The organism is Cohnella terricola, assembly GCF_007786475.1.
Taxonomy (GTDB): Bacteria; Bacillota; Bacilli; order Paenibacillales; family Paenibacillaceae; genus Cohnella; species Cohnella terricola.
Genome location: NZ_VNJJ01000014.1, coordinates 1 through 24,929 on the forward strand (window position 1 = coordinate 1; position 24,929 = coordinate 24,929).

A 24,929-nucleotide genomic window follows, 5' to 3' on the forward strand; every position below is an offset into this window, starting at 1 on the left:
CACCCGTCCGCCGCTAAGTTATTCAGGAGCAAGCTCCTAAATAACTCCGCTCGACTTGCATGTATTAGGCACGCCGCCAGCGTTCGTCCTGAGCCAGGATCAAACTCTCCATAATAGAGAGCCAGAAGGCTCAATCTGTATTGCTGGTTTCGTCTTTCGACGTTTTTGTTTCTTACGCTCAATGTTCAGTTTTCAAAGAACAATCGGTGTTTCGTTTTCGTCGTCCGCGCTAACGGCGACTTTAATAATATACCACAGCGCCCATCTCATTTGCAACAAGTAATTTATTCCAAATTCCGATGTTTCTCGTTAGCCTTTCGGCTTGCCCAAGAGGCGCGAAAACTAATGTATCACATCCGCACCTGGCCCGTCAACCACAAATCAGACATTTTTCGCGGAAAATCCTCTTCATGATAAAAACCGTCCGCGCCGCAGACAGTTCAGACAAGCAATGCCCATTGCAGACCTAACACAAGACCAATTCCGGGAAGTCCGAGAACGGCAACCGTTCCGATCGTAAATGGATTGAGCGGAACGTACCAACCGGTCACCCATCCCGAGAAATTCAGCGCATATAACGCCGCGGCGGCCAATGCCAAATGCAACCCGAACCTGGTTAACCATCCTTTGGGAACGTTTCGCCGCAGCAGGACGATGCCCAAGGATAATCCTGATGCGATCAACAAAACAAGCCAGAAGGTTTTCATCCCGCCCCCTCGCCCTCCTTCCGCTCCGGCCGATCTTCCCATTGAAGCTTCGCCTGCCTAAGCAGCATGCCGAGTTTTTTCTCTGCGGCTTCCAAACTATAGATCGCATAGTCTACATGATCTTCCCCCAGAGCGTGGTGGAATCTCCATTCGGCCACTTTCCGCTCCTGTTCTGCCCTACGGATGTCCGCTATGAGACTTTGGCGTTCAACGGACTGCACCGAGGCCTGCTCGCGTTTCGTTTTCAACCGCAAGATCATCCCTCCGCATCATCAATTGGCCCGTCCCAAAGGACAACCCATTACTATTTCTATGGCCAACCCCTTTCCAATAGAACCAAGTAAACTTATAACTTCTGAATAATACAGAAAACCCCGAAACCCGCCTAACGGCGAATTTCGGGGTTTAAGCCTATTTGCTCAGTTCAACTTAGTTCAACTCTCTTCGACCCTCCAACGCTTTGGAGATCGTCACTTCATCCGCATATTCCAAATCTCCGCCAACCGGCAATCCGTGCGCGATGCGAGTTACTTTAATCCCGAAAGGCTTAACCAACCGGGAAAGATACATCGCCGTAGCCTCGCCTTCGATATTGGGATTCGTCGCCAGAATCAGTTCCTGTACTCGCTCGTCTCCGAGACGTCGGACCAATTCGGCGATTCGAATATCGTCTGGCCCAAGACCATCCATCGGGGAGATCGCGCCATTAAGCACGTGATAGTGCCCGTTATATTCCCGCGTCCTCTCCATCGCAACAAGATCTTTCGGCTCCTGTACGACGCAGATGGCGGACATATCGCGCGATTTATCCGAACAAATGCGGCATGGGTCCGTGTCGGTTATATTGCAACAGACAGAGCAATAAGTCAGATTACGCTTGACGCTCACAAGCGCTTTGGCGAAATCGATCACGTCTTCTTCTTTCATTCGCAAGACGTGAAACGCCAATCTTGCGGCCGTCTTCGGCCCGATGCCCGGAAGGCGGGAGAAGGAGTCGATCAGCTTGGCAATCGGTTCCGGATAGAACAAGGGCTCCAGTCTCCTCCATTCGTCTTATGCCGGCAGCCGCCATAGGCGGCCGGTCACCCGCTTAGAACAAGCCGGGAATTTTCATGCCTCCGGTATACTTGCTCATGTCTTGGTTAGCCAGGTCGTCGGCTTTGGTCAATGCGTCATTCACCGCCGTTAGGACGAGGTCTTGAAGCATTTCGACGTCTTCCGGATCTACGGCTTCCGGTTTAATCTTGATATCAAGCAATTTCTTGTGGCCGTTGACGGTAACGGAGACGACTCCGCCGCCTGCCGTTCCTTCAATTGTCTTGCTGCCGAGTTCTTCTTGCGCTTTCAGCATTTGCTCTTGCATTTTTTTGACTTGTTTCATCATTTGGTTCATGTTGTTCATGGTTAGCAACCTCCCAAGTTAACTTCAATCTTCTTTAACTGTCACTAGGTCTTCTCCGAACAGCCGAACGGCTTCATCGATCAGAGGCTCGCCCGCTTCGGCGGTTTCCTCCGGCACGAGCAGCAATTCCTCAGCACCAGCAGGCTCCTTCGGAGATCCGGAGCTATCGGCGAGCGCTTCCTGCCACTCTTTTTGCATGACCGTCACCAATTGAGTGGGGCTTCCGAAGACCGTGCTCAGCACGCCTTCGACGATCCCTTTGTTCGCCGGCCTCTCTGTATTCTCCCGATGAAACGTATTGCGGAACGCGACAACGAACGTATCGCCGGTATAGGAGACAGGCTCGCCATCCAGCAGCATAGCGTGAATCGTTCGCCCCTTCTCCTTGACGCCTTCCATAATCTGAGGCCATTTGGCGAGCGAAGCTCCGGATGAAGCCCGCGCTTCCGCGAAAGAGACCAGCTTCTGGCGGGACACATTCGAAGGACGCGGCGTCGCGGACGCTCCTCCGCCGGCGCTCCCCCTGGCATTGCCCGTTCCCCCGGAGGAGGTTCCTCTCCCCCCCGAATGAAGCGAAGCGCCTTCGCTAATCATCGTTCCCAGCTTGTTCTCCAAGGCGGCGATCTGCTGCTTCAACTGTCCGAGCTCGCCCCGGCTTACTCCCGCTCCATCGGTGCTTGCGGCAGAATCCCGCGGCTCCGAAGCGGCTGCGCCCGGGCTGTTCGAACAAACCTTGAGCAAGGCGATTTCGAACATCGTCTGCGGATGGGCCGCGTATTTCATTTCCCCTTGGTAACGGTTTAACAGATCAATGATATCAAATAACCGCTGTCTGGAAAATCCATCTGCCATCTCTTTCAGTTCCGCGGGATTTGCGATGCGCCCCGAGGAGTCTCCGGCTTCCGGCGCCAACTGTGCCAGCAGCAAATCGCGGAAATAATGCATCAGCTGCTCGAGACACTTGTCCGCGCTTTTACCGGCTTTCATCATTTCATCGATCTCAAGCAACACCTTGGAAGCATCGTTCTCCCGGATGGCGATCGCCAGCCTTGCGAACTGTTCCGAGGGCAACCCTCCCGTTGCCTCGACCGCTTGCGCGAGACTTACGCGACTGCCCGTGAACGAAGCGATCTGATCCAACAGGCTAAGCGCGTCGCGCATCCCTCCGTCCGATAGACGAGCGATATAACGAAGCGCTTCTTCTTCCGCGTCGATCTGCTCTTCCTCGCATATTTCCCGCATAAGTCCCGTTTGTTCCTCTAGCGGAACTCTGCGGAAATCGAACCTTTGGCAACGAGAAATAATTGTCGGAGGCAGCTTGTGCGGCTCGGTCGTCGCCAAGACGAACATGACGTGAGCCGGCGGCTCTTCCAACGTCTTAAGCAGAGCGTTGAAAGCCTCCGTCGTCAACATGTGAACTTCATCGATAATATACACTTTACGCCGGACTTCCGTCGGCGTGTATTTGACTTTATCGCGAATATCGCGAATTTCTTCAACCCCGCGATTGGATGCCGCATCGATCTCAACAACGTCCATGACGGACCCGCTCGTAATTCGTTCGCACCGCGAACATTGATTGCAGGGTTCTGGGGAAGGTCCGTGTTCGCAGTTCACCGCTTTCGCCAATATTTTCGCGGCGCTCGTCTTGCCCGTGCCTCGCGGGCCGCTGAACAAATAAGCATGGGAAAGCCTATTCTCGCGAATCGCGTTCTGCAATGTCTGTACGATATGTTGTTGCCCGACCATGTCCTTGAACGTCTGGGGACGCCAGGCCCGGTACAAAGCAAGATGTGCCATGCTTGTCGCTCCCGTCGGCTTGCCGTTTCACTCATTATACATCATCGCAAGGCGGCGCTCCACCGCCTACCCCGATTTCTTATCCCTCTCTAAGTCTTCGCGCACGGCAGCCATACCGTAAACTCCGTCCCATGCTCATCCGACGATACTTCGATGGTCCCCCCCAGATCATCCACAATTCGCTGACAAACGGAAAGGCCGAGTCCCGTGCCCTGCGGTTTCGTCGTGAAGAACGGGTCGAACACTTTATCCAGAACGTCGGGCGGTATCCCCGGCCCCGTGTCGATAAATTCCGCCGCCAATTTGTCCGATCCGCCGGGATCGCCGTGCTCGCGAATTATTAAAGTCCCTCCTTCGCCCATTGCTTCGATCGCGTTTTTTCCTAGATTCAAGAACACTTGCTTCAATAGTTCTTTGTCCGCCAAGATCGGAGGCAATCCCGGTTGGGGATAATAAAGTACCGTTACATTATGCATAATTGCTTCATTTTGAATCATTGGCATAATCTCCTGTACAACCTGCCCAATTTCCATCCAATCCCGTTTGATTTCTTTCGGCTTGCTCAGCAGCAGAAATTCGCTAACGAGTCCGTTCACCCTCTCGAGCTCCGAAAGCACGATTCCCACGTATCCTTGTTCCTTGTCCATCCCGCGATCGTTAAGAGATTTATTCAACAGCTGCATGAATCCTTTGATGGCCGTTAACGGATTGCGTATCTCGTGAGCCGTTCCCGCAGCGATCTGGCCGATGGTCTTCAACCGGTCGGACCGCCTGATCTGCTCCTCCAACACCATTTGATGCGAGACGTCCCGGAAAAGAATGAAGGCGCCTGTTCTCTCTCCGTTGTCCTCTAGCGCCTCCCCGTCGATCATCAGCTTCCGGCTGAACGGACCTTGTTTCCAGTCCAGCACGCGGTTGCGGAACGCTTGACCCTCGAGCAGGCTTCGGTCAAACGGATAGGGCCGCAAGCCGGCCGCTTCGAACCACTCCTCGGCGGACTTGTTCGCGATATCGGCCCGGGCAAAGCCGAAAAAGGAACAGATCATCTCACTGACTTCCACGACGCGAAATTCCGAATCCAGAAATAGAACCCCTATTCCCTCCAACGTTAGAAACCGATTCACGAATTGCCGAACGAAACGCTCTCGTTTCACCCCATACGCATGCATGACATCATTCGCGAGCATTGCCGGTTCGTCCATCATTATAATCACCTCCGGTCAACGATCCGCCAATTGTAAATATTCGGTATATTACGCCAATTCCCTCCTTTGGACCTATATCGATGGAAGGATTTTCTACACAAAAAAAGCGGCATAACGGAATCCGTCATGTCGCTTCGTTTCGTTCATCTCATATTTGAGATCCTATGTGGATCAGGACCGTGCACCTGATCTCGATAATTGTGAACCAGCCGAATAAGAACGAGTCGCTCGGGCCGAGCTACCCTCCAGCACAAGAACTAAACCACTTACGGCTGCTTCCTTCCGGACCTGACCGGGTTCATGGCCGTCCCTCGCGGAGGACCCTGCCGTCAACACGGCATCGAACCTACCGGAACCTGCATCACAAAACCTAAAACAGGAATTCAACCTCGCTGGAGCGGATTGCGAGTTACAGGGCACCGCTACCTCCCCGTCTAGCACGGCAAAACTAAGTATAACGAATTGCGGCGGGAAGTGCAACCGAAGGAAACCATTCCCTCGGAATATTTATTTCATCGATTTGACGTGGATCGTATATCTCGGATAATTAAACCTGAGTACCGTAGCCGCCTGTTGTTCCACCGTAGGGATCTCCCTTGCCTCAAGGCCGGGAGCGAGCTTGATCGTGACGTAAGCATCCGCTCCGTTAAAGGTGATATTCGAATCGACAACGCCGGGCACGTTCTTGATCGCCCTCCGCATGGACGTATTATCGGTGGCGTAGTTCGTTACGATGTGATGACCGGGCAGGCCCGGGTGAGTGCTTGTCCTTCCCATGTATCCGTCCGGTTTGTAGCTCTGCGTCTTAACGCCTCCGTGAGTGCCGCAACCGGCCGATATCATCAGCGCGCAGACCGCCAGACCCGCCGGCATCCATTTTCGCAACAGTTTGCTCATGAAAAAAACCTCCCTTTTATCCCGTAGGATTTCAAAGGAGGCTTGTCTCTATACGTGAATTTTAAGCCGCTCCGCGCGATATTCCGCACGGGCCGATGGCCGGGCTATTAAATACCGTATTTTTTCTTGAACTTGTCAACGCGACCGCCTGCATCGATAAACTTCTGTTTACCTGTGTAGAACGGGTGGCAAGCTGAACAAACTTCGACTTTCAGATTCGATTTGATCGAACCTGTTTCGAAAGTGTTCCCGCATGCGCAAGACGCCGTAATCACATTGTATTGCGGATGAATGGATGGTTTCAAAGGGTTCACCTCTTTCCGCCCTGGATCACATGCGGACCCAGAGTAAATAAACACATAAAAGATTATAACACCATGCGCCGAAGGTGACAACTATGGATCGCGGAAGCCTGGACAGCAGCGAACAGACGCGCGATTACAAAGAAACGCCTGGAGGAACGTGAGTGTATGAACCGATAACCACGTCAGGCAGTTCTTGTCTATAGATATCGAGCAACGTCTTCATTCCGTAAATCTCGCCTTTGGCAGGCGGGATCAACTCCAGATAAGCATCCGGATCGATGTTGAGATTGCGCATCTGAATGAGCTTGAGTTCGGTCCGGCGAGCAAAATCGATCATGGCTTCGATCTCTTCTTCGCGATCCGTTACGCCTGGGAAGATCAAGTAATTGATCGACGTGTATACGCCTTTGTCCGCCGCATATTTGAGCGACTTCTCCACGTTCTTAAGCGTGTAACCGCGAGGCTTGTAATAGGCGTTATAATGCTCGTCAATCGCGCTGATCGTGCTCACCCGCATCAGATCCAATCCAGCGTCCACGATCGCCCGCATATGATCGGACAAGCCCGCGTTCGTATTGATGTTGATATAGCCGAGAGATGTCTGGGCGCGTACCCGCTTGATCGCTTCGATAATCGTCTTCGCCTGCGTTGAAGGCTCGCCTTCGCACCCCTGGCCAAAGCTGATGATCGATCTTGGCGTCTTCAGATGCTCCAGCATGATTTCGACAACTTCGTCGGCTTCGGGCCGGAATTTCAGCCGGGTTTGCGGGGCGACGAATCCGCTGTCGTCGGGTTGCTCCGAGATGCAGCCGTAACAGCCGGCATTACACGCGAAAGATACGGGAACCGCGCCTTCCAACCGTTGAAGGAACGTATTGGAGGCCGTCAAGCACTCGTACCCGAGCGCGCAATTGGAAAGATGCTTATACAGCCGGTTGTCCGGATAAGTCTTTAAAAGCCTATCGACTTCAAGCTTCAGTTCCGTACGATCGCAGTTCTCGGGATTCCACGGCTCCGGATCGTCGCTCTGTGCCGCGGCGACGTAAAAACCGCCGTCTTTCCAGACGACCGCCGTATATCCGAACAAAGGAAACTTCTGCGTCTTATCCGTTTTGTAATACCCCGGTACGTAAAATCGGGTGAAGCCTTGCGGCAACAGGGCCCCGACCGCCTGATAGTCGCCTGGAAGAAGCTGCATTTTCCCACTTTCCGGATCCATGCCGATCGGGCGGGTATGAGGGAGCCCAACCAATGTGGCTCCGGCAGGCAACGGAATCAGCTCATCCTCGAGAAGCTCCACGAGATCGCCTCCGCTGCGGGCAATTCCGTACAGCTCGGGATGATCAAATACGTTGCCTTGTTCGTCTGCGTATACAAGATGCATGGGCTAAGCCCTCCTCACGATTTCCGATTAAGAGGAGCTGCTTCGCGTCGAGCGGCGTCCTCCGCCGGAGTTGGACGACGGACTGGGCGTACTCGGCCCACCGCTAGTGTCCAGCATATCCAAAAATTCTTGGTTTGTTTTCGTATTGGCCAATTTCTTCAGGAACCCTTCCACGTATTCCATGGAATCGTTCATGCTCTTGCGAATCGCCCACAGCTTGTCGAGCGCTTCCTTGTCGAGCAGCATTTCTTCGCGTCTCGTACCCGATCGTCTAATATCCAGAGCCGGGAAGATACGCCGTTCCGAAAGCTTGCGGTCCAGGTGAAGCTCCATGTTGCCCGTTCCCTTAAATTCCTCGTAAATGATATCGTCCATACGCGAACCGGTCTCTACGAGCGCCGTCGCTAGAATCGTCAAGCTCCCGCCTTCCTCGATGTTGCGTGCCGAACCGAAGAATCTTTTCGGACGATGGAAAGCCGCCGGATCAATCCCCCCGGACAACGTGCGCCCGGACGGCGGAACGACCAGATTATACGCTCTCGCAAGCCTTGTGATACTATCCAGCAAAATAACAACGTCGCGCTTATGCTCAACAAGACGCAATGCCCTCTCCAGTACGAGTTCCGCAACCTTGATATGGTTTTCCGGCACCTCGTCAAAAGTAGACGCGATGACCTCTCCCTTGACCGAACGTTGCATGTCCGTCACTTCCTCCGGACGTTCGTCGATCAACAGCACGAATAAGTCGATATCCGGATGATTCGTCGCGATGCTGTTGGCGATTTCTTTAAGCAGAAGCGTTTTCCCTGCTTTGGGTTGCGCGACGATCAAACCACGCTGGCCCAGCCCGACCGGAGCGACAAGATCCATAATGCGCGTGGACAAGTTCGTGGGAGAGGTTTCAAGCTTGATTTTTTTCTGCGGATACAACGGGGTAAGAGCGGGAAAATGCAGGCGTTCCGCGGCGGTTTCCGGAGAGACGCCGTTGACGGCGTTCACTTGCAGGAGCCCGAAATAACGTTCGTTCTCTTTCGGCGCCCGGCATTTGCCGGACACTAAATCCCCTGTTCGCAAATCGAATTTGCGAATCTGCGAAGCGGAGATGTAGATGTCCTCCGCACTTGGCAGATAGTTGATCGGCCGCAAAAATCCGAAGCCCTCGGGCAGCACCTCAAGCACGCCCTCCATGTACATCAAACCGCTTCTCTCGGCTTGCGCGCGCAGGATCGCGATAATCAATTCTTTTTTCTTCATTTGGGCATAATTGTTGATTTGGTGCTGCTTTGCAAGCTTATACAGCTCGGTCAGCTTTAACCCTTCCAAATCGGCCATCATTAAATCGGTCAAAAGTATCCCCACTTTTATTCAATAATTACGACGAGCGCAAGTTAACCGTGACGCCAGACTTCCGCACCTAGATTGCTAAGCTGCGTCACCAAGCGTTCGTAACCTCTGTCGATGTATTCCACTCCGCTGATTTCCGTCGTTCCGTCCTCTACGGTTAGCGCAGCCACAACTAGCGCGGCTCCCGCCCGAAGATCGGCAGCTCTCACTTTCGCGGCGTTGAGCGGTCCTCCCTCAATGATGGCGGAACGGCCCTCGACCCGGATTTGCGCGCCCATTCTGACGAGCTCGGGAACGTGCTTAAAGCGGTTATTGTATACGTAATCGGACAGAACGCTTACTCCGCGCGCTTGCGTCAGCAAGCTGGTCATTGGCGATTGCAGATCGGTCGCGAAGCCTGGGTAGACAAGCGCCTTCACGTCGACCGCTTCGTACAGGGATTGCCCGACCACGCGAATCGATTCGTCCATCTCGTACACGTGAACGCCCATCTCTTGAAGTTTCGCCGTCATCGCTTCAAGATGTTTAGGAATAATATTATCGATAAGAACGTCGCCGCGGGTAGCCGCAGCGGCAATCATATAGGTTCCCGCTTGTATGCGGTCAGGTATGATAGAATGCCGACACCCGTGCATCTCGCGAACGCCTTCAATTCGGATCGTCTCCGTTCCGGCTCCTTTGATCTTCGCTCCCATGGCGTTCAAGAGCGTCGCCACGTCGATAATCTCAGGCTCTTTCGCCGCATTCTCGATCAAGGTGACCCCTTTGGCTCTGGATGCCGCAAGCATGATATTGATCGTGGCTCCGACGCTGACGACGTCCAAATAGATTTTCGCCCCTCTTAATTCCTTGGCTCGAATCCGTATGGAACCATGCTCGTTAGTCACTTCGGCCCCTAGTGCCTCGAAGCCTTTAATATGCTGATCGATCGGACGAGGTTCGAAGTTGCAACCCCCGGGCAAGCCGATTGTCGCTTCCCCGAATCTGCCCAACAGAGCCCCCATCAAATAATAAGAGGCCCTTAATAGTTTTACCCTTCCATTGGGCATTGGAACCGACCGCATGGAAGAGGGATCGATCGTCATCGTGTCGTCTTGCCAGGTTACCGTGCCCCCCAGCTCCTCCAACAATTCCGCATAAACCGCCACATCGCTAAGTTGAGGAAGGTTGTCCAGCCTCACTTCGGATTCTGCCAGTATCGCTGCAGGAACGAGGGCGACCGCGCTGTTCTTCGCGCCGCTGATTCCGACCGTACCTCTTAGCGGCCGGCCTCCCCGGACCATTAATTTATCCATGAATGCCGTCTTCCTCCTCGTGTTGTTGCAGACCGGAATCTCCGGCACATGAAGGAACGGGAAAACGCCCTTGGACGTTTTCCCGCAGTGTAGTTCGATGATAAAGTAATATGGAAATTAAGCTTTGTTGTTGCTTCCGAACAAACGGATTTTCTCTTGCACGACCGCTTGCATCGCATCGCGGGCAGGCGTCAAGTATTTACGAGGATCGATGACGTCAGCGTCTTTCGCAAGCTTCGCGCGAATCGCCTCCGTGCAAGCGACTTGGTTCTCCGTGTTGACGTTGATTTTGCCTGCGCCGGCTTGGATCGCTTCGCGGATCATGTCGTCCGGAACGCCGGAGCCGCCATGAAGAACGATCGGAACAGGAATTTTCGCAACAACTTCTTTAATAATATCGAAATGGATTTTGACTTCGCCTTTGTACATGCCGTGCGCCGTACCAACAGCAATCGCCAGACAGTCTACTCCCGTTTCTTCATAGAAACGGATCGCTTCTTCCGGCTTAGCCAGCGATGCATCCGCTTCGTCGACGCTCAGATCGTCTTCGACGCCGCCGATCGTGCCCAGCTCGCCTTCAACGGATACGCCCATCGCGTGGGCAGCTTTCACGACTTCTTTGGTCAGACGGATATTATCCTCGAAGGAATGGTGCGATCCGTCGAACATAACGGAAGAGAAGCCTGCGCGGATACATTTCATGGCAATGTCGAAGTTACTGCCATGGTCCAAGTGCAGAGCGATCGGAAGACCGGACTTCTCGGCAGCCGCTTTGGCGATCGCCACCGTGTATTCGATTCCCATGTACTTCAAAGCGCCTTCGCTAACGCCGAAAATAAACGGGGAGTTCTCAGCGATCGCCGCGTCCGTGATCGCTTGGGCAAACTCAAGGTTGTTCATGTTGAATTGTCCAACTGCATATTTCCCTGCTTTGGCTTGCGGTAAAAACTCAGTCATCGATACTAATGGCATAGTCTACAATTCCTCCTGCGATTTCATTCGTTTTGTCACGTATCGTACATACTGCGTTATTATACCACAAAATAATCGGACGAAGTAAATAGAACGGGTGTTTCCTCCCTTTCCCGATTTACCGGTTCAGGAGCCCGTCGCGAAATGAGAGGACGAGCCTTGTCCCATCTGCATATTTACGGCCAATCTCATCTCGTCGATATCGAAAGGTTTCGTAAAATGCATCAGCGCTCCCAGATCGGTCGCTTCCTTGATCATGTCCAGCTCGCCGTACGCGGTCATCATGATCACTTTAATTCCTCTATCGTATTCTTTAATCTGCTTCAAAATTTCGAGCCCGTCCATGCCCGGAATCTTCATATCAAGCAAGACGAGATCGGGACGATGGTTCTTTACAATGTCCAAAGCCGCCCTTCCGTTAGCCGCTTGAAAAGTATCGTAGCCTTCGGTGGCAAAAACTTCGAGCAACAAAATGCGGATCCCGACTTGATCATCCACGATCAATAACCTTTTCTTGTCCAAGAACTCATCCCCCCGAATCACTGTTGTAGCCTTATTCGTGACCGCAAGCTCAAATTCCTTCTATTTCCATGTAAAAAACTGTTGATCTCTCAAATATATTATTAGCCTTACTAGGCTCCTCCCATTCAAGATATCGCCCGTTTATGCAAAAACCGCCCCGGCATTCGCCAAGGCGGTCTGATGTACATGAAATTAAGCTTCGGAGCGGCGAAGGGCCGCCTTTACGAATTCCCGGAACAACGGCTGCGGACGATTCGGACGGGAAGTGAATTCCGGATGGAATTGCACGGCCAGGAACCACGGATGATCCGGCAGCTCGATCATTTCCACGAGGCGTCCGTCCGGGGAAGTCCCGGAAATGCGCAGGCCGGCCTCTTCGATGCGCTCGCGGTATTCGTTGTTGAACTCGTAGCGATGGCGATGGCGTTCGTATACGAGCTCATCTCCGTAACATTGCGCCGCCAAACTTCCCGGCACCAGCTTGCAAGGATATAGGCCCAGACGCATCGTACCGCCAAGATCTTCGATATCCTTCTGTTCCGGCAGAAGATCGATCACCGGATACGGAGTCGCAGGATGAATCTCGGAGCTGTTCGCCCCATCGAAGCCGGCCTTGTGGCGAGCGTATTCTACGACCGCTACTTGCATGCCCAAGCAAATACCGAAGAAAGGCGTTCCGCTCTCGCGGGCATAACGGATCGCGGCAATCTTGCCTTCGATGCCCCGGTCTCCGAAGCCTCCCGGCACGAGAATGCCGTGCACGCCGCCCAGCAGTTCGTTCACGTTGGCCGGAGTCACTTCCTCGGCGTTCACCCAACGGATGTCCACTTCGGAATCCGCGTCGATTCCGGCATGCGCAAGAGACTCGACGATGCTCAAATAAGCGTCGTGCAACGCGACATATTTGCCGACGATGGCGATTTCCGTTTTCTTCTGAAGCGATTTGACCCGAGCGACGAGTGCTTCCCATTCCGTCATATCCGGCGCGCCGGTCGGCAAATTCAAATGCTTGACGACGTAATCGTCCAATCCTTCGGCTTGAAGGTTAAGCGGCACTTCATACAAGGTGGAAGCATCGCGGCATTCGATGACCGCGTTCGCGTCGATGTCGCACAAAGATGCGATCTTGCGCTTCAAATCCTCGGCGAGCGGATACTCCGTACGGCAGACGATGACGTTAGGCTGAATCCCGATGCTGCGCAGTTCCTTCACGCTATGCTGGGTCGGCTTTGTCTTCACTTCTCCCGCGGCTTTAATATAAGGGATTAGCGTCACATGAATATACATGACGTTCTCCCGGCCGATGTCGCTCTTGATCTGGCGGATCGCTTCCAGGAACGGCAAGCTTTCGATATCTCCGACCGTGCCGCCGATCTCCGTGATGACGACGTCCGATCCGGCCTCTTTGCCCGCGCGGAAGACGCGGTCCTTAATCTCGTTCGTAATATGCGGAATAACTTGAACCGTGCCGCCCAGATATTCGCCGCGGCGTTCTTTGCTGATGACCGTCGAATAAATTTTGCCCGTCGTCACGTTGCTGTTCTTCGATAAATTAATATCGATAAAACGTTCGTAGTGCCCCAGATCCAGATCGGTCTCCGCTCCGTCGTCCGTCACGAACACTTCGCCGTGCTGATAGGGACTCATCGTCCCCGGATCGACGTTAAGATAAGGATCGAACTTCTGAATCGTCACCTTCAGCCCGCGATTTTTAAGCAACCTGCCGAGCGAAGCGGCGGTAATGCCTTTGCCGAGCGAGGAGACGACGCCTCCCGTTACGAAAATATATTTGGTCACTCTGTACGAAACCTCCCGCTGCATGCCTTTGCGGCACCGTCATGATCTTTGTTTGAACCCAGGTCTTCCCTTGAAAAAAAGGGGGAAAAAACAAAAAAGTGACACCCATTAAATGGGGGCACTTTTCAAATTCCTGAACTATGGAAAACCGTACTTCTAAAGCCCAAGCATAAGTTTAACGTCTGGGATGGGCGGTGTCAAGTAAAACGGCCATGCCGTTTTTAAACCTCCGCGAACCCCGCAGGAACGAAACGGCTTCGCCGTCCCGAGGGCGGCGAAGCCATATACGCGAAGCTTCTTGTGAACCGTTATTAGTCTTCCTCGTCTTCTTCGAACTCGTCGTCCGCATCGTCGTCGTTGTCGAAATCGTCGTCCTCTTCGTCCTTCTCTTCGATGTCTTCGTCGAGGTCTGCCTCTTCGTCATCTTCGAGAATCACTTCTTCGTCGGCGTCTGCAGCTTCTTCGCCTTCTTCGAACACTTCGTCGCTGTCTTCGTCGAAGAGATCGTAGCTCTCGTCGTCCGCAACCGTCGTATCGTCGTCTTCTCCGTAGAGATCGTCATCATCGTCGTCTTGATCGTCGTTAATGATACGCGGACGTTTGGAGGTGCCGTTCAGCTGGTCGTCGGAACGTTCGACCGGATACCAGCGCTTCAGTCCCCAGACGTTCCCGCCGACGCATGCGAAACGCCCGTCGATATTGATTTCCGTATACAGTTGGGCAATGACGTCCGTGATTTGATCTTGAGTCAAACCGCGCATCTTGGCGATTTCCATCATCAGGTCGCGATAGTAGAACGGGGTGTTGGCAGTCTTCAGCAATTCGTAGGCCAAATCGACCATTGGCATCTCGCGAATTTTCTCGGAGTCGAGTTTCAGCACGTAATTGGCGCTCACGTGACTTCCATCCTCTCTTGTATGTGAACCGGTATTAACCTTCACGTTGATTTTATCATCCTATAGTAAACCGTATTTCGTATCAAAAAGCAAGTCGCGCCGCGGATCTTTGCAAGATTAATTTCCGGAACGCCGAAAAAGCGAAGGCGTGTCACCGAGAGACAGCGCCTTCGCTTTTCGACTGTATCCTTCCCGGCCGCTCCGCGGGTCGGAGGAACCGGCATGACCAAGAGTCTCACCGGGGAAACTCTCCATCCATCCTATGTCGGGGCCGGGAAAATGACACGGAACGTCGCCTATTTCCACGCAAAAAAGGCCACACTCCCAAGCTTTTGCCGCCTTTCTCTCATACAGTAGAGGACACGACGGAAAAGCGCCTCCTTAAGGTGCTTTCCCCGCACACACGTCCGGGAGGGAAGCGCATTGGACGCAAGCGAAATCGTAGAGAGGCTCTATGAATCCCCCAGCACCTTGAAGGACGTCGGGCGCAGGAGCATTTTCCGTTTCCTGGATCCCGACGATTACGATCGTTTTCTGCAAACTTTAAGTTCGAGGAGTTCATCCGGCAAGAGATTTCGCGACATCCGGACTTTGGACCTCGTCCACGCGGTATCCTGCCCCTCCGATACGATTTGTCTGCTTCCCTCGTTAAACGGCCAAGTCTATTGGGAAGAAGACGCTCCGATCCAGCTGCACGCGCTGCCCAAAGGAGCGATCGTATCCGAGAAGGGCATTCCCTGGGGCGTGAGGCACATTCAGGCGCCGCGAGCTTGGAGCAGAACGACTGGCCTTCGCGTTAAAGTCGGCGTCATCGATACGGGAGCAGACTTCGGACATCCCGATCTGCACCACTCCCTGGAAAGAGGCATCAACCTATTAAATCGACTGGCTCCGCCGCAAGACGATAACGGCCACGGCACGCATATCGCCGGGACGATCGCCGCGGCCAACGCGCTTCACGGCATGATCGGAGTGGCGCCGCGCTCGACGATCTACCCCGTCAAAGCGTTCGATCATAACGGAACGGCGTATGTCTCGGATATCATTCTGGGTATTGAATGGTGCGTTCGTCATCAGATGGATGTCGTCAACATGAGCTTCGGCATGAAAACCAAAAGCAGATCGTTGTTGAACGCCGTCAATCACGCCTATCATTCCGGCGTGCTGATCGTCGCTTCGTCCGGCAACGACGGCCGTGTCGGAGATATCGACTACCCGGCCGGTTATCCCCACACGATCGCCGTAGGCGCGACCAATCGGGCAAGCCGCATCGCCAAATTCACCAACCGCAGCTCGTCGATTGATATATACGCTCCCGGAGACCGCATCGTATCCTCTTGGCTGAGCGGCAAACAACGCGAGATGAGCGGCACTTCGATGGCGACCGCCCATGTGACGGGAGCGGTCGCCCTGCTGCTCTCGCATAAGCCGGAACTGACTCCGGCGCAGATCAAAACGATCGTCAAGAACTCCGCTAAACCCTTAAAAAACGGCAAAGCTCTCCGGTCGGCCGGAGAGCTGAACGTGACGCGTATGATTAAAGCTTCAGAGAACGCGTAGCTTACATCTTGTCCGGAGCGGAGACTCCGACGAGCTTGAGCGTATTGGCAAGTGTAATCCGAATAGCGGCCAGCAGTTGCAAGCGAGCCTGGCTCTGCTCCGCGTCTTCGGTAATGACTCTTTCCGCCTTATAGTAGCTGTGGAACTGAGAAGCAAGCTCGTACACATAACGGATAATCGTATGCGGCGCATAGATTCGGGCCGCCTCCACGATCGTTTCCGGCAATTCTCCGATTTTCCTAAGCAGGTCGAGCTCGTGCTCCGACGTCAGCTTGCCGAAATCGGCTTCTTGCCATGGCTTGATCTCGACGCCTTGCTCCTCGGCTTGGCGGAAAATGCTGCAAATCCGTGCGTGAGCGTATTGTACGTAGAATACGGGATTCTCGTTCGACTTCGATACGGCGAGGTCCATGTCGAAATCGAGATGGGAATCCATGCTCCGCATCGTAAAGAAATAACGGATGGCATCTACGCCAACCTCATCCATGAGATCCTCCATCGTAATGGCCTTACCCGTCCGTTTGGACATTTTGACCTTCTCGCCGTTCTGGAACAGGCTGACCATCTGCGCAATCAGCACGGTAAGCTTGTCCGGATCGTTGCCGAGCGCCGCCATCGCCGCCTTCATCCGGGGGATATAGCCGTGATGATCCGCTCCCCAGATGTTGATCAATTGATCGTAGCCGCGCTTGTACTTATCCATATGGTACGCCGCATCCGGCGTCAAATACGTGTAGCTGCCGTCGTTCTTGACGAGAACCCGGTCCTTGTCGTCGCCGAACGTCGTCGAAGACAGCCAGACCGCCCCGTCCTGGTCGTACACGTGGCCTTGAGCTCGCAGCGCACCCAGCACTTCGGTCACTTTGTCGTTCTCGTATAGCGACGTTTCGCTATACCATTCGTCGAATTTCACTCCGAAACGAGCCAGATCGCGCTTGATCTTGGCAAGTTCCTTCTCCAATCCGTAGCCGCGGAAAAAGACGAATCTCTCCTCTTCTCCGAGCGAGAGCAGACGATCTCCCTGCTCTTCAGCCAATTCCTTCGCGAATCCGACGATGTCTTCTCCGAAGTAGCCGTCTTCCGGCATTTCCGCCTCTTGCCCGAGAGCCTGGCGATAGCGCGCTTCTAGAGACTTGGCCAAGTTGTTCACTTGATTGCCCGCATCGTTGATATAGTATTCTCTTGTCACGTCATACCCGGCGGCCGCCAGCACGTTGCAGAGTGCGTCTCCGACCGCCGCTCCCCGGGCATGTCCCAAGTGCAGGCTTCCCGTCGGGTTCGCACTGACGAACTCGACTTGAATTCTTTTGCCTTTGCCCGCATTGACGCCGCCGTAGTTATCGCCCTGGCTCAGCACTTCGCCGATGACCGGGTATAAGTAGCTTCTATCGAGCCGGAAGTTGATGAAACCCGGACCCGCGATTTCCGCCGATTGGATCGAGGCGCTTCCGCCGTCCAAATTCGCGATGATCTCCTCGGCGATCTGCCGCGGATTTTTCTTCGCGATCTTCGTAAGCTGCATTGCCAAGTTCGTCGCTAGATCTCCGTGCGTTTTATCTTTTGGCACCTCTAGCACGATCGCCGGCAAATCTTCGCGGGACGAAACGATGCCTGCCTTGAGGGCCGCGTCGGCCAGTGCCCCTTTTACCGATAATTGCAATTGTTCCAATACGCTCATTCTGTACGTTCCTCCCGAATATCGAGCCGGATGCGAAAGCTTCCGACCGTTTGGTCTTGCATAAGCAAGTCGTATTCCCATTCGACATATCCGCCGGAGTCCGACAGCTCGCTCTCCAAGCGGGACGTTCTGGCCTGCACGGCATGAAGGCCGTAAGGCGTCTCCATTTTACCCGTCAGCAGTTCGTCCCGTCGAAACGCTTGCTCGAAAAAGATCGAGCCGCGGCGCCTGAGCTGCAGTTCCCGTTCGCGAATGAACAGCGTGTTGTTCGTTTCGACGCCGTTCTCGTCGGGCGGCTCTTTGTAGGTAAGTGCCCACCCCGACTGAAGGCGGAACAATTCTCCGCGCATTTCGGAACGCTGTTCTCCGCCATCCTGCTGCCGACTTCTGAATCCGACGGTTACGCTACGCTTGTCTGGCATGACGTTCTCTCCCAGTTGCCCTTTACTTATGTTAATACTATATACAGATCGGACCGCCAATTCAAATGGGATTTTGGGGTTGATCGTCAAGCAGCCAATCGCTATAATGATGAAAAATAACGAAAACGACGATGAACGAGAGAGTATCTCATCCCGTCCTGACGACAGCGAGCCGGAATAGTGGAAGCCGGCGCAGGCGCTTGAGAGAACCGCACTCGGGAGTCGGCTTCCTGAACCCGAAACAGCGGAATAGGGAAGCCCGGCAACGTGCCGTTACCATTAATGAAGTGGATTCCCTATGGGGAATACCATAAGAGTGGCACCGCGGACCCAGCCTCCGTCTCTTGCGAGACGGGGGCTTTTTGTTTTAAATCCTGACTATGAAGGAGGAATTGCTTTATGCTCTTACGCAGCGCTGCGTCCATATTGTCTCCGTACTTCGCCGAATCGCCCGCACAGTTGCTTGCCATGCTTGAAACTCCGCCCCACGAAGAGATGGGCGACGTGTCGTTGCCCTGCTTCGCGTACGCCAAAATCCGCAAGCAAGCCCCGCAAGCGATCGCCGAACAGATTGCCGAACGCGTGAACGCCGACCGTTCCGACGTGCGCGCCGTAACCGCCGGCGGTTATCTCAACCTTTTCTTTCAAGGCGGACATTGGAGAACCGAGATCGTCGAACGCGCACTGGACGCCGATTACGGACGCTCCGACATTGGCCAAGGCAAGCGCGTCGTCATCGACATGTCCTCGCCCAATATCGCCAAGCCGTTCAGCATCGGACATCTTCGCTCAACGATGATCGGGAACGCTTTGGTTCACCTGTACCGCGCTACCGGCCATAAAGTCGTCAACGTCAACCATATCGGGGACTGGGGAACTCAATTCGGCAAGCTGATCGTCGCTTACCTCAAATGGGGCGACAAGGCCGTGCTCGATCGGGAACCGATCCGGGAAAGCTTGCGCTTGTACGTTGAGTTCCACCAGCAAGCGGAGTTGGACCCCGGTCTTGAAGACGAGGCGAGGGAAGCGTTCGCGAAGCTTGAGCAAGGGGACGCCGAGACGCGCGAGCTGTGGCAATATTTCATCGACGAGAGCATGAAGGAGTTTCAGCGCGTTTACGAGCGGCTTGGCGTAAGCTTCGATTCCTATGCAGGAGAGAGCTTCTATAACGACAAGATCGCTCCCGTCGTGAGCAAGCTGGAGGACCTCTCCTTGTTGGAAGAAGACGACGGCGCCCGGATCGTCCGCCTGGAAGAGCTCAACCTTCCTCCGTGTCTTGTTCTAAAGAAAGACGGTTCAACCATCTACGCCGTTCGCGACCTAGCTACGGCCATTTACCGCAAAGATGTGCTCGGAGCGGACGAGATTCTCTACGTCGTCGGCGCGGAGCAAAGCTTGCATTTCCAACAAGTGTTCTCGGTACTCGGCAAAATGGGGTACGATTGGGCGTCGGGCTGCCGGCACATTCCTTTTGGCTTGATGACTTTCGGCGGCAAGAAGATGTCCACGCGCAGAGGCAAAGTCGTGTTTCTCGAAGAGGTGCTGGACGAAGCGACAGATCGCGCTTTGCGCATCATCGACGCGAAAAATCCCGGACTGGCGGGCAAAGAAGCCATTGCCGAAGCGGTCGGCGTCGGCGCCATTATCTTCGGCGACTTGAAGCATCACAGGCAATTGTCCGTGGATTTCGATCTGGAGGAAGCCGTCAGCTTCGATGGGGAGACGGGACCGTATCTGCAATATGCCCACGCGCGGATATGCACTTTGCTCGAAAAAGGGAACTACGAGAAACTTCTCAAACAGACGGCCGTCGACGGGACATACTTATCGTCAGATTCCGCTTGGGCGTGTATCAAGACGCTCTCCAGATACGAGGCCGCCATCCTCGAAGCCGTGCGTCTCGATGAGCCGTTCGTCGTGGCGAAGTATTTGCTTAGTCTGGCCAAAGACTTCAATCGTTTCTATAACTCCGGCAAAATTCTGGCCGACGGTGTGAGCGATGCCGAAATCATCTCTAAACTCAGTCTGTCTGCGGCCGTTGCCAACGTGTTAAAGCAAGGACTGAATCTGCTGGGCATACAAGCGCCTTCGGAGATGTAACGAGTGCGGCCTGCGAGGCTAATTGGCGAGGGTTGATCGAAACAATCGAGTAATTCTGTGACTGGGGCGCGAACCGGCGGGAGTAGCTCGAAAGAATCGTGTTATTCTGCCAAGAAGGCGGAGTAGCGAAGGAGTAGCTCGAAACAATCGAGTAATTCTGTGACGGGGCTCGAACCGGCGGGAGTAGCTCGAAACAATCGTGTTATTCTGCCAAGACGTCGGAGTAGCGAAGGAGTAGCTCGAAACAATCGAGTAATTCTGTGACTGGGGCGCGAACCGGCGGGAGTAGCTCGAAACAATCGAGTAATTCTGTGACTGGGGCGCGAACCGGCGGGAGTAGCTCGAAAGAATCGTGTTATTCTGCCAAGACGACGGAGTATCGAAGGAGTAGCTCGAAAAAGTCGATCAATTCTGGGAGAGTGGTAGGGAACCGCAGGAGTAGCTCGAAACAATCGAGTAATTCTGTGACCGAGGCGCGAAACGGCGGGAGTTACTCGAATTAATCGAGTAATTCCCAGACTCTATAAAGCAAGCCCCTGAGCCGACGCGTTCAAACGTCGAAACAGGGGCTTGCGTGTTTTGTGAGATTATTTTACGAAGCCGAGGAGCATCTCGCGGATCATCTTCGAAGCGACGATCGGCGTCATCTCCGTCGGGTCGTAGATCGGGGCGACCTCGACAAGGTCGAAGCCGACGACGTTCACTCCGGAACGCGCGATCGCGTGAATCGCCTCGAGCAATTCCTTCGACGTAATGCCGCCCGCTTCCGTCGTTCCAGTTCCCGGAGCGGCAGACGGATCGAGCACGTCGATGTCGATCGTGACGTAGACCGGACGGCCCGCGAGAGAAGGAAGCTCTTTCTTGAGCGGTTCGGCCACTTCGAACGGATGAAAGTGGATGCCTGATTCCTGAGCATATGTCCAGTCCTCTTTGGAACCGGATCGGATGCCGAATTGATAAATGTTGGACGGCCCCATCAGCTCAGCCGCTTTGCGAATCGGCGTGGAGTGCGACAATGGCTCGCCTTCATAATCTTCGCGCAGATCGGTATGCGCGTCGAAGTGCAAAATTGCGAGATTCGGATACTTCTTGTATACCTCTTGAATGACCGGCCAGCTGACGAGATGCTCTCCGCCGAGTCCGACCGGAATTTTACCGTCGTTCAGCACGCCGCGCACGTATTCCCCGATGATGTCGAGGCTTTTGGCCGCGTTGCCGAACGGAAGCAGCAAATCGCCGGCGTCGAAATAGGCCATATCGTATAGACTGCGGTCCAGATAAGGGCTGTATTCCTCCAATCCGACGGATGCTTCGCGGATTCTGCCCGGGCCGAATCGCGAGCCGGGACGGAAGGATACGGTATAATCCATCGGCATGCCGTAAATAACGGCTTTGGAAGCCGCGTAATCGTCGGAGCTGCAGATGAACACATTGCCTGAGTAAGCTTGATTTAAGCGCATAGAAATAGTGAGTCTCCTTTTTATTTCGTTAGATCTTCCACGAACTTCGGCAGCGCGAACGCGGCCTTATGCAGGCGAGACGTGTAGTACTTGGTGTCGAGCTCGGGAATCTGGCTCTCGTCCACGGCTAGCGGATCGTACTTCTTGCTGCCCATCGTGAACGTCCACAAGCCGCTCGGATACGTCGGAATATTCGCCACGTATACTCGGACGATGTCGAACACCTCTTTGACGTCGCGGTTAACGCTTTTGATCAGATCCGCCTTGAACCACGGGTTGTCTGTCTGGGCCACGAAAATTCCGTCTTCTTTTAACGCGTCGTGAATGCCTTGGTAGAAACCTTTTGTGAACAGGTTCACGGCAGGCCCAACCGGCTCCGTGGAATCGACCATGATGACGTCGTATGTATTCTTATGGTCGTGGATGTGCATGTACCCGTCGTTCACGATGACTTCGACGCGCGGATCGTCCAATTGGCCCGCGATGGAAGGTAGGTATTTTTTCGAGTATTCGATGACTTTGCCGTCGATTTCGACCAGCACCGCTTTTTTTACTTTCGGATGCTTAAGAACCTCGCGAATAACGCCGCCGTCGCCGCCGCCGACCACAAGCACGTTCTCCGGATTCGGGTGAGTGAACAGCGCCGGGTGCGCCACCATCTCGTGGTAGACGAACTCGTCCTTCACCGTCGTCATGACCATGCCGTCCAGAACGAGCATGTTGCCGTATTCTTCCGTTTCGATCATCGCAAGTTCCTGGAAATCCGTCTGCTCGTGCACCATCGTTTGTTTGATTTTCATCGTAATACCGAAATTTTCGGTTTGTTTCTCCGTATACCACAGTTCCATAGAAGACATGCACAATCCCTTCTTTCTATGAGCTGACCGCTACCGTTATTGTATCAAACTAGATGTATTATATAAAATCAACGCTAAAAAGCAACAATTCGAAACGGAATTTAATCGCGGTTTAACAAACACCTGTCCGCGTTCGAAGAATAGCCTCTTTCGTCCTTTTCCATACTAAGGAAACCAATCATTCCTTATCCGCTGCAAAGGGGCGTCTTCATGGATCTCAACAACAAAGACGAACAAGTCGCGGCCCGTTCGCTATCCCGATGGAGCAAGCTGCGGCGAAGAATCGGGTGGATGACACTGTTCACCCTCCTGTCGTTGTCCGCGGCCGGCTTTCTGCTGCTGCGATACGCTCCCCTTCCCGCCGGGGCGTCGATGCAAGCAACGCAAATTCTCGACGCGAACGGAGAGACGATCGCCTCTCTGCAAGGAGGCGTCAATCGGCCGATCGCCAAGCTCGCCGATATCTCTCCTTGGCTCGTCAAGGCTACGCTCGCCGTCGAAGACCGTCGCTTCTACGAGCATGCCGGCGTCGATTGGCGCGGACTCGCCAGAGCCGCCTGGGTGGATATCCGGCATATGTCCAAGGAACAAGGCGCGAGTACGTTAACCCAGCAACTCGCCCGAAATCTATATTTGTCCCACGAACGTACCTGGACTCGCAAGCTCAAAGAAGCCTGGTACGCTGCCAGACTGGAACAATCGTATTCCAAAGACGAGATTCTCGAGCTGTACCTGAACCAAATCTACTACGGCCATGGAGCTTACGGCGCCGAAGCGGCGGCTAGGCTCTATTTCAACAAGTCTGCCAAGGATCTGACGATCGCGGAGAGCGCTCTGCTGGCCGGCATACCGAAAGGTCCCCGCTATTATTCCCCGCATCTGAACCCGGCCGGCTCGAGATCCAGGCAGCGCACGGTTCTGCAAGCGATGCGGGACACGAACCGGTTAACGGAGGCCCAAGCCAATCGAGCTGCAAGCATAGTGGTGAACGTCCGGTCCCTGCCGGAGGAAGATCAGCGCGCGGCTCCTTACTTCGCGGATTACGTCAAGAAGATCGCTATCGAACGGCTGGGCATTGACGAGCGGCTGATGAACGAAGGCGGGCTGACGATTCGAACGACGCTTGATCTGCGAATGCAGAGGATCGCCGAGGACGCCGTCAAGAAAGGGCTGCAAGGCGGGAACGAGGAACTGCAGACGGCGCTGATCGCCGTTGATCCGCGCAACGGCTACATCAAAGCAATGGTCGGGGGAAGAAACTATCGCAACAATCAATTCAATCGCGTCTTCGCCAAAACGCGGCAGCCCGGTTCCTCCTTCAAACCGATCGTGTACGCAACCGCTTTGGAACGTCATGCGGTTACGCCGGCGTCCCGGTTCCGGAGCGAGCCGACTTTGTTTTATTTCGACCATGATCGGCAGATTTATCGGCCCGGCAATTACAACGGGCATTATTTTCATGGGGATATCGCCATGCGTCAAGCGATCGCAGCCTCGGACAACATCTATGCCGTCCATACGATCATGCAGACCGGCCCGGAGGCCGTGATCGAAATGGCGAGGAAAGTCGGCATTACGTCGACGCTCAATGCGGTTCCTTCCCTTGCCCTTGGCACGTTCCCGGTGAGCCCGTTCGAGATGGCATTCGCATTCTCCGTATTCGCGAACGAAGGGCGCCGGACGGAGCCTTCCGCGATTACGCGAATACAGGACCGGAGCGGACGGGTTCTGTACGAGAGCCATCCGAAGGAAGAGCAGGTCATCACCCCGGCGCTCGCTTACGTCACGACGAATCTGCTGGAGAGCGTGTTCGAGAGAGGGGGCACGGCTCGCCGCATATCGAAGATGCTGCACCGTCCCGTTGCCGGCAAGACGGGCACGACGGACTCCGACGCCTGGTTCGTCGGGTATACGCCGGAGCTCGCGACCGCCGTGTGGGTCGGCTACGATCGCGGGCGAGCGATTACTTCCAGCGAGGCTCATCGGGCCGCGCCGATCTTCGCGCGGTTTACGGAGGGGTCTCTCGGGGATGCGTCTCCACAAGCTTTCCGCATGCCCGATGGAGTTGCGCAAGCCTATATCGATCCTGCGACAGGCTTGCTCTCATCCCCGATATGCCCCGGCCGCGGCGTCATGGAAGTTTTCCTCGAGGGAACGGAACCGACGCTGAGCTGCGCCCCGCTCGGAGACGAGCCTCGAGCCAAGCCGGATTCGCCTCCTCCGGTCCGTCATTGGTGGAAGAAGCTGCGCCGCATGTGGGGTTCATGACGCCGGATCATATTCGGGAGAAACCAAGGAGCTATGCGGCATGCGTTTGCTAAGCTCC

Annotated in this window: 22 protein-coding genes, 1 rRNA gene, 1 other RNA gene and 1 other annotated feature; of the genes, 3 read left to right on the forward strand and 21 right to left on the reverse strand. The window is 54.4% G+C overall.

Annotated elements, in window-relative coordinates:
* The 17 genes from FPZ45_RS19640 to rpoE all read right to left on the reverse strand — a co-directional run.
* Positions 1-115: ribosomal RNA gene (locus FPZ45_RS19640) — 16S ribosomal RNA — on the reverse strand; the annotation flags it as partial.
* Between the two features lie 325 nt (positions 116-440).
* Positions 441-707 (reverse strand): pro-sigmaK processing inhibitor BofA family protein, encoded by a 267-nt coding sequence (locus tag FPZ45_RS19645; RefSeq protein ID WP_144705672.1) that lies wholly within the window; start codon positions 705-707, stop codon positions 441-443.
* Positions 704-961: a DUF2508 domain-containing protein gene (locus FPZ45_RS19650; RefSeq protein WP_246120514.1), complete on the reverse strand. Its 258-nt coding sequence runs from the start codon at positions 959-961 to the stop codon at positions 704-706. The genes FPZ45_RS19645 and FPZ45_RS19650 overlap by 4 nt, the downstream gene beginning before the upstream one ends.
* Positions 962-1,136: 175 nt before the next feature.
* Positions 1,137-1,736: a recombination mediator RecR gene (recR, locus tag FPZ45_RS19655; RefSeq protein WP_144705676.1), complete on the reverse strand. Its 600-nt coding sequence runs from the start codon at positions 1,734-1,736 to the stop codon at positions 1,137-1,139.
* 61 nt (positions 1,737-1,797) lie between these two features.
* Positions 1,798-2,109, reverse strand: coding sequence for a YbaB/EbfC family nucleoid-associated protein (locus tag FPZ45_RS19660; protein ID WP_144705678.1), 312 nt, complete (start codon positions 2,107-2,109; stop codon positions 1,798-1,800).
* Between the two features lie 24 nt (positions 2,110-2,133).
* On the reverse strand, positions 2,134-3,909 hold the full coding sequence (gene dnaX, locus FPZ45_RS19665) for a DNA polymerase III subunit gamma/tau (RefSeq protein WP_144705680.1): 1,776 nt from the start codon (positions 3,907-3,909) through the stop codon (positions 2,134-2,136).
* 89 nt (positions 3,910-3,998) lie between these two features.
* Positions 3,999-5,114 carry a two-component system sensor histidine kinase NtrB gene (locus FPZ45_RS19670; RefSeq protein WP_246120515.1) on the reverse strand — a complete coding sequence of 372 codons (1,116 nt, stop codon included), beginning with the start codon at positions 5,112-5,114 and terminating at the stop codon, positions 3,999-4,001.
* 177 nt (positions 5,115-5,291) lie between these two features.
* An RNA gene (ffs, locus tag FPZ45_RS19675) (signal recognition particle sRNA large type) lies at positions 5,292-5,557 on the reverse strand.
* 64 nt (positions 5,558-5,621) lie between these two features.
* The gene (locus tag FPZ45_RS19680; RefSeq protein WP_144705682.1) at positions 5,622-6,011 is read right to left on the reverse strand and encodes a hypothetical protein; all 390 of its coding nucleotides are present in this window, start codon (positions 6,009-6,011) and stop codon (positions 5,622-5,624) included.
* Between the two features lie 107 nt (positions 6,012-6,118).
* The gene (gene rpmE / locus FPZ45_RS19685) at positions 6,119-6,316 is read right to left on the reverse strand and encodes a 50S ribosomal protein L31 (RefSeq protein ID WP_115995094.1); all 198 of its coding nucleotides are present in this window, start codon (positions 6,314-6,316) and stop codon (positions 6,119-6,121) included.
* Between the two features lie 133 nt (positions 6,317-6,449).
* Complete coding sequence (locus FPZ45_RS19690; RefSeq protein ID WP_144705684.1) at positions 6,450-7,700, reverse strand: radical SAM family protein; 1,251 nt, start codon at positions 7,698-7,700, stop codon at positions 6,450-6,452.
* A 27-nt stretch (positions 7,701-7,727) separates the two neighbouring features.
* On the reverse strand, positions 7,728-9,035 hold the full coding sequence (rho, locus tag FPZ45_RS19695) for a transcription termination factor Rho (protein ID WP_144705867.1): 1,308 nt from the start codon (positions 9,033-9,035) through the stop codon (positions 7,728-7,730).
* A 53-nt stretch (positions 9,036-9,088) separates the two neighbouring features.
* Positions 9,089-10,339 (reverse strand): UDP-N-acetylglucosamine 1-carboxyvinyltransferase, encoded by a 1,251-nt coding sequence (locus tag FPZ45_RS19700; protein WP_144705686.1) that lies wholly within the window; start codon positions 10,337-10,339, stop codon positions 9,089-9,091.
* Between the two features lie 117 nt (positions 10,340-10,456).
* Entirely contained in the window at positions 10,457-11,311 is an 855-nt protein-coding gene (fba, locus tag FPZ45_RS19705; RefSeq protein ID WP_144705688.1) for a class II fructose-1,6-bisphosphate aldolase, read from the reverse strand.
* A gap of 126 nt (positions 11,312-11,437) precedes the next feature.
* Entirely contained in the window at positions 11,438-11,833 is a 396-nt protein-coding gene (locus FPZ45_RS19710) for a response regulator (RefSeq protein WP_144705689.1), read from the reverse strand.
* Between the two features lie 192 nt (positions 11,834-12,025).
* A complete protein-coding gene (locus FPZ45_RS19715) occupies positions 12,026-13,630 on the reverse strand; it encodes a CTP synthase (protein WP_144705691.1) in 1,605 nt (534 codons plus the stop codon).
* Positions 13,631-13,941: 311 nt separating this feature from the next.
* A complete protein-coding gene (rpoE, locus tag FPZ45_RS19720) occupies positions 13,942-14,526 on the reverse strand; it encodes a DNA-directed RNA polymerase subunit delta (protein WP_144705693.1) in 585 nt (194 codons plus the stop codon).
* Between the two features lie 423 nt (positions 14,527-14,949).
* Here rpoE and FPZ45_RS19725 point away from each other — a divergent pair, with 423 nt between their 5' ends.
* Positions 14,950-16,086 (forward strand): S8 family peptidase, encoded by a 1,137-nt coding sequence (locus FPZ45_RS19725; RefSeq protein WP_144705696.1) that lies wholly within the window; start codon positions 14,950-14,952, stop codon positions 16,084-16,086.
* A gap of 1 nt (position 16,087) precedes the next feature.
* Here the strand turns inward: FPZ45_RS19725 and argS (FPZ45_RS19730) are convergent, their stop codons facing one another.
* Together argS (FPZ45_RS19730) and FPZ45_RS19735 are read right to left on the reverse strand one after the other, a co-directional pair.
* Positions 16,088-17,764: an arginine--tRNA ligase gene (argS, locus tag FPZ45_RS19730; RefSeq protein ID WP_144705698.1), complete on the reverse strand. Its 1,677-nt coding sequence runs from the start codon at positions 17,762-17,764 to the stop codon at positions 16,088-16,090.
* Complete coding sequence (locus tag FPZ45_RS19735; RefSeq protein ID WP_144705700.1) at positions 17,761-18,186, reverse strand: YwiB family protein; 426 nt, start codon at positions 18,184-18,186, stop codon at positions 17,761-17,763. Before FPZ45_RS19735 ends, argS (FPZ45_RS19730) begins: the two co-directional genes overlap by 4 nt.
* Positions 18,187-18,308: 122 nt before the next feature.
* Positions 18,309-18,534: a binding site (T-box leader), on the forward strand.
* A 51-nt stretch (positions 18,535-18,585) separates the two neighbouring features.
* Between FPZ45_RS19735 and argS (FPZ45_RS19740) the strand changes: the two genes are divergently transcribed.
* On the forward strand, positions 18,586-20,286 hold the full coding sequence (argS, locus tag FPZ45_RS19740) for an arginine--tRNA ligase (protein ID WP_144705702.1): 1,701 nt from the start codon (positions 18,586-18,588) through the stop codon (positions 20,284-20,286).
* Positions 20,287-20,873: 587 nt separating this feature from the next.
* Here argS (FPZ45_RS19740) and speB read toward each other — a convergent pair.
* Positions 20,874-21,746 carry an agmatinase gene (gene speB, locus FPZ45_RS19745; protein ID WP_144705704.1) on the reverse strand — a complete coding sequence of 291 codons (873 nt, stop codon included), beginning with the start codon at positions 21,744-21,746 and terminating at the stop codon, positions 20,874-20,876.
* A 20-nt stretch (positions 21,747-21,766) separates the two neighbouring features.
* The gene (gene speE, locus FPZ45_RS19750) at positions 21,767-22,594 is read right to left on the reverse strand and encodes a polyamine aminopropyltransferase (RefSeq protein ID WP_144705869.1); all 828 of its coding nucleotides are present in this window, start codon (positions 22,592-22,594) and stop codon (positions 21,767-21,769) included.
* Between the two features lie 219 nt (positions 22,595-22,813).
* Here speE and FPZ45_RS19755 point away from each other — a divergent pair, with 219 nt between their 5' ends.
* Positions 22,814-24,871: a transglycosylase domain-containing protein gene (locus FPZ45_RS19755; RefSeq protein WP_144705706.1), complete on the forward strand. Its 2,058-nt coding sequence runs from the start codon at positions 22,814-22,816 to the stop codon at positions 24,869-24,871.
* Positions 24,872-24,929: the final 58 nt, after the last annotated feature.

What these genes read in the sequence shown, in the direction of transcription:
- argS (WP_144705698.1), bottom strand. Translation starts at nt 17,764, where the DNA reads ATGAGCGTATTGGAACAATTGCAATTATCGGTAAAAGGGGCACTGGCC.
- FPZ45_RS19700 (WP_144705686.1), bottom strand. Translation starts at nt 10,339, where the DNA reads ATGGATAAATTAATGGTCCGGGGAGGCCGGCCGCTAAGAGGTACGGTC.
- FPZ45_RS19755 (WP_144705706.1), top strand. Translation starts at nt 22,814, where the DNA reads ATGGATCTCAACAACAAAGACGAACAAGTCGCGGCCCGTTCGCTATCC.
- FPZ45_RS19660 (WP_144705678.1), bottom strand. Translation starts at nt 2,109, where the DNA reads ATGAACAACATGAACCAAATGATGAAACAAGTCAAAAAAATGCAAGAG.
- FPZ45_RS19645 (WP_144705672.1), bottom strand. Translation starts at nt 707, where the DNA reads ATGAAAACCTTCTGGCTTGTTTTGTTGATCGCATCAGGATTATCCTTG.
- fba (WP_144705688.1), bottom strand. Translation starts at nt 11,311, where the DNA reads ATGCCATTAGTATCGATGACTGAGTTTTTACCGCAAGCCAAAGCAGGG.
- speB (WP_144705704.1), bottom strand. Translation starts at nt 21,746, where the DNA reads ATGCGCTTAAATCAAGCTTACTCAGGCAATGTGTTCATCTGCAGCTCC.
- FPZ45_RS19690 (WP_144705684.1), bottom strand. Translation starts at nt 7,700, where the DNA reads ATGCATCTTGTATACGCAGACGAACAAGGCAACGTATTTGATCATCCC.
- argS (WP_144705702.1), top strand. Translation starts at nt 18,586, where the DNA reads ATGCTCTTACGCAGCGCTGCGTCCATATTGTCTCCGTACTTCGCCGAA.
- FPZ45_RS19680 (WP_144705682.1), bottom strand. Translation starts at nt 6,011, where the DNA reads ATGAGCAAACTGTTGCGAAAATGGATGCCGGCGGGTCTGGCGGTCTGC.
- dnaX (WP_144705680.1), bottom strand. Translation starts at nt 3,909, where the DNA reads ATGGCACATCTTGCTTTGTACCGGGCCTGGCGTCCCCAGACGTTCAAG.
- speE (WP_144705869.1), bottom strand. Translation starts at nt 22,594, where the DNA reads ATGGAACTGTGGTATACGGAGAAACAAACCGAAAATTTCGGTATTACG.
- rho (WP_144705867.1), bottom strand. Translation starts at nt 9,035, where the DNA reads ATGATGGCCGATTTGGAAGGGTTAAAGCTGACCGAGCTGTATAAGCTT.
- FPZ45_RS19670 (WP_246120515.1), bottom strand. Translation starts at nt 5,114, where the DNA reads ATGATGGACGAACCGGCAATGCTCGCGAATGATGTCATGCATGCGTAT.
- FPZ45_RS19735 (WP_144705700.1), bottom strand. Translation starts at nt 18,186, where the DNA reads ATGCCAGACAAGCGTAGCGTAACCGTCGGATTCAGAAGTCGGCAGCAG.